Annotated in this window: 3 protein-coding genes; 1 reads left to right on the top strand and 2 read right to left on the bottom strand. The window is 39.8% G+C overall.

The features are described 5' to 3' along the window. The first annotated feature begins 258 nt into the window (after positions 1-258). A complete protein-coding gene (locus IQ229_RS15850) occupies positions 259-621 on the top strand; it encodes a four-helix bundle copper-binding protein (protein WP_194045233.1) in 363 nt (120 codons plus the stop codon). A gap of 92 nt (positions 622-713) precedes the next feature. On the opposite strand, the gene IQ229_RS15845 is transcribed toward IQ229_RS15850, so the two are convergent. Continuing rightward, entirely contained in the window at positions 714-3,722 is a 3,009-nt protein-coding gene (locus IQ229_RS15845; RefSeq protein WP_194045231.1) for a type I restriction endonuclease subunit R, read from the bottom strand. Positions 3,723-3,815: 93 nt separating this feature from the next. Continuing rightward, the coding region (locus IQ229_RS15840; RefSeq protein ID WP_194045229.1) for an endonuclease domain-containing protein at positions 3,816-4,155 on the bottom strand (340 nt) is incomplete at its 5' end.

Below are 4,155 nucleotides of genomic sequence, written 5' to 3'. Positions count from 1 at the left end.
ATGTAAAGTTGACTTGCCAAATGAAACCCCACTTAGGAATGAGGGTTTAAAAGCCTTAATGTATAGTATTTCACAAAAAAACAACACTAAAATAGTGTAGGATTCGTTCAAATTTCCGGTAATTATATCGGGATAGTAGGCTTAAAAATCCTGCATTAAAAACCCCATTGACTCTTTAAAAGGATAAGACTAATGTGATGAGTAGTCCTTCCGGGGACACTATTTTATCCATCAAAAAATCAGGAGGTATTTCCGATGATGATGATGATGATGACTGAAACCATGACTCCAGAAATGCAAACTTGCATGGATGTTTGTATGGACTGTCATAAAATGTGCATGGAAACCATGACTCATTGCATGAGTAAAGGTGGTCAGCACATGGATAAGAACATGATGAGCATGATGCGCGATTGCTCTGAAATGTGCATGATGTGCATGAATATGATGATGAGCGGTTCTGAGTTCATGGAACGCACTTGTATGCTTTGTGCGGAAATGTGCGATCGCACTGCAATGGCGTGTGAAATGATGAGCGATGATGCGAAAATGATGCAATGTGCTGCTGCTTGCCGCAAGTGTGCAGAGTCTTGTAGAAGTATGCAGATGATGCCCGCATAATTCCCCTAACTAGCAGAAGTTTCTCTGCAACCTAATATTCAAGCGCTCAGGCTCAAAGAGTCTGGGCGCTTGAAGTAATTTAATCATTTTTGTTAGCTGAACTCCTGTGTCAACCTTGTATACACTTTCCTCAGCATCCACTCTTTGACTACTTCACCAAAATCTTTAAAATCTATGATTTTGGTAAAAATATCTTGCTTTAAATCCATTCGCTCAATCAGCTTTGTCAGAAATACATCCTCAAAGCCATATTTAAAGTTTTGAATTGAGTTACTTTTGGCTTGTTGTGATAATGTCTTATCCTGAACTAGTGCTTCTTCAATTTGGCTGAAAAAATATTTGTCTGCTTCAGTAAAATCAGTTCTAAATCTTTTGTTGAGAATATCGATAATCTCTGAAAGTTTAGCCTGTTCTTCTTTATCTCTTGGTATGCCAGCTTCGGTTATAGGTTGTAGAGATAACTCTGTATTTTTTTCTAAGATTATCTGACCTTCTCGGATTTTTTGTAGTCGATAATATTCTAGTGCAACTTCGTCAATAAGTTTAAAAGCTTCACTTTGGCTAAGTTTTGGTAATTTGGTTTGCAGAAGACGAGCAAAAGCATAAAATTTTTCTAGTTCTCCATCTGCAAATGGCATAATCTGTGCTAAGAATGCATATAACCGGATAAACGCGGTTAGACTATTTTTAAACTCATCTTGCTGTTCTTCACTTAAACCTTTAAAACAGTCTACAGCAGGATCAATAAAGGAATGCAGTCTACTTTGATCTTGATTATTTACCTTTTCCTGAGACTTAAAAAATATTTTGGCAAAAGCATCTACCTCACTAGGCCAGATAACCTGGTAGCTATCTAACCTATTTTTTAAATCATACAGTCTGTTAGGATCTGTTGTTGCTATTAGTGTTGTTTGTTCGTAATAAGGCTGGAAAGCATCAATAATTTCCTGCTCATCATTAGCAAAATCTAAAACAAAAGTGTCTTCCTTACCGGGACAAGTACGATTCAAGCGAGAGAGGGTTTGTACAGCTTTGACACCAGAAAGTTTTTTATCTACATACATGGTGTGCAATAATGGCTGATCGAAACCAGTTTGATACTTGTCTGCTACAATCAGGAGTTGATATTCAACCGTTTCAAATTTTTCGGGTAATTCTTTTTCACCAAAGCCGTTGATATCAGATTCAGTGTACTCGATATAAGTTTCTCTATCGGTAAAAGCAGTAAAGGCTACTAATGCTTTGATGTCTGCATAACCTTGTTTCTGTAAATAGTTGTCGAATTCTTCTTTATAGCGGATTACATGGGGTCGAGAAGCTGTAACCACCATTGCTTTAGCTTTACCGCCAATTTTATGCATCACGCATTGGCGAAAATGCTCGATAATAACTTGAGTTTTTTGGGCTAGGTTGTGTGGATGGAGTGATAAAAATTTAGCGATCGCTCGACTCGTTTTCTTTTTAGAAATGTTAGGATCGTCTGCGATCGCCTTACTGATTTTGAAGAAAGTTCTGTAGGTTGTGTAATTTTGCAACACATCCATAATAAAACCTTCTTCAATTGCCTGCCGCATGGAATACAGATGAAAAGGTTCTGTTTGCCCTTGGGAGTTCATGTGGCCAAAGTCTTCTAAGGTTTTTGGCTTGGGTGTGGCTGTGAAGGCAAAAAAGCTCAAATTTGGTTGTTTACCACGGGCACGCATGGACTTGCGGATGTTATCTTCAATATCATCTTCCTCATCAACCATGCTTTCTTGCTTGGCTGAAAGACTTAAATCGTTGATAGAAAGCACTTCTTTCATTTTCTTGGACGCTTCGCCACTTTGAGAACTGTGGGCTTCGTCCACAATTAGGGCGTAATTACGTTTAGGTAGTTCGCCAATCTTGTTTTTTTCTAAGATTTCCCGAATCTTATCTAAGACAAAAGGAAATTTCTGTAAGGTAGTAATGATGATGTTAGTGCCAGAAACCAACGCTTCAGCTAGTTGTGCAGAGTTTTTATCAATTTTTTGCACGACTCCTTGCTTATGCTCAAACTGGTAAATCGTGTTTTGAAGTTGCTGGTCTAGTACCTTTCTATCAGTGATGACGATGACTAAATCGAAAACTCGTTCATCTTGGTCATTATATAAGCTAGCAAGTTGATATGCTAACCAGGCAATAGAATTACTTTTGCCACTACCAGCAGAATGCTGAATTAGGTAATCTTGTCCTGTCCCCTTCACTTTGGCATCTGCGGTTAGCTTGCGAACTACATCCAATTGGTGAAACCGAGGAAAGATGAGGCTTTCTTTTTTGGCAGATTTGTGGTTTAGTTTAATGTTTTCTTGCTCTAGGTGCAAAAAACGAGATATGATATCCAACCAACTGTCTTTTGCCCAGATATCATCCCAAAGGTAAGCGGTTTTGTAACCCTTTGGGTTGGGTGGGTTGCCTGCACCTTTGTTATAGCCTTTGTTGAAGGGTAGAAAACGGGTGTTACTGCCATCAATGCGCGTAGTCATCCAGATTTCATCGGGGTCTACGGCAAAATGCACCAAAGAACGCCGCTTGAATTGAAATAACAAATCTCGGTTATCCCGGTCTTGAATATACTGGCGCTTGGCTTTTTCTACATTTTGTCCAGTAAACTGGTTTTTTAGTTCTACTGTGGCGACTGGTAAGCCATTAATACTTAGCAGCAAATCTAGGGAGTTTTCATGATTAGCACTGTAATGCACCTGACGAGTCACAGTCAGGATGTTTTGCTCGTAAAGTGCTAAAGTATCGGGGTTTAGACTGCTGGCAGGTTTGAAGAATGCCAATTTGAAGCGTACACCGTAGTCAATGATGCCATAGCGCAGCACGTCTAACATCCCGCGATTTTCCAATTCTTGGCACAGCCGTTGGATGAACTTAGATTCAACTTCAGCACCATGAATGTCTGTCAGGTTTTGCCATGCTTCTGGCTGAGAAGTCTGAATAAACCGGAAAATAGTGGTTTTATCGAATGCTAACTCCTGGCTAAAGTTGACAGCATCGCCTAATTGATAGCCACCATCGTGAATTAGGGAGTCAACTATCGCAGTTTCAAAAGCGTGTTCTGTTATTTGGCTGGTCATTGTATCGAAGTCCTTTTGTAGTTGGCTTTGAGAAGGGTTGCCCTCATCCCCTAACCCCTTCTCCCAAATGTGGGAGAAGGGGAACTGGAAAATTTACTCCCCTCTCCCGGAATCGGGAGAGGGGCTGGGGGTGAGGGCTAATGCAGCCTGAAGAATCAGATATAAAACTTTTTCTAACTGTTGCATAACCTCTTCATTGTGGAAACGCAAAACTTTATAATCGTAAGTTTCTAAATATTTTGTTCTGTCTGCATCATAGTCTGTCTGATTATCATGGATTGCTCCATCTAACTCAATGACTAGTTTGCAAACTGGACAGTAAAAGTCAAGAATAAAACGTCCAACTGGATGCTGACGGCGGAACTTGAAGCCACCTAGTTTACCTGCTCTTAAAGCTTGCCATAGTTGCTTTTCAGCTGGCGTGAGTTTTTTC

It is taken from the genome of Nostoc cf. edaphicum LEGE 07299, assembly GCF_015207245.1.
GTDB lineage: Bacteria > Cyanobacteriota > Cyanobacteriia > Cyanobacteriales > Nostocaceae > Nostoc > Nostoc edaphicum_B.
Note: the sequence above shows the minus strand (reverse complement) of the source record. Positions and strands in the feature narration are given on the sequence as shown.